Source organism: Pantoea sp. SIMBA_079 (assembly GCF_046940275.1).
Taxonomy (GTDB): domain Bacteria; phylum Pseudomonadota; class Gammaproteobacteria; order Enterobacterales; family Enterobacteriaceae; genus Pantoea; species Pantoea borealis.
In genome coordinates this window covers 1-243 of record NZ_JAWRYR010000793.1, presented here as the reverse complement: position 1 = coordinate 243, position 243 = coordinate 1, and the positions used below count along the sequence as shown (strand labels likewise).

Genomic DNA, 243 nt, shown 5'->3' with positions numbered 1-243 from the left:
AGACGGACAGGATCTGAATTTTGGTCATGTCCGCAAGGTTCGACTGCCCAAACCGCCCTTGGCAGAGCAGGCAGTGATCGCTGATCATATCGAGAGGGAAACGGCACGTATTGATGCCCTCATCGCCAAGACCGAGCGCAGCATCGAATTACTCAAGGAAAAGCGTGCCGCCCTCATCACCGCCGCAGTCACCGGCAAGATCGATGTCAGGAACGCCGCATGAGCACCGCCGAAACCTTCGGG

Annotated in this window: 1 pseudogene; it reads left to right on the top strand. The window is 57.6% G+C overall.

The window, feature by feature from the left end:
* Positions 1 to 223 (top strand): annotated as a pseudogene (locus SB719_RS22120) (restriction endonuclease subunit S); the annotation flags it as partial.
* Between the last annotated feature and the right edge of the window lie 20 nt (positions 224 to 243).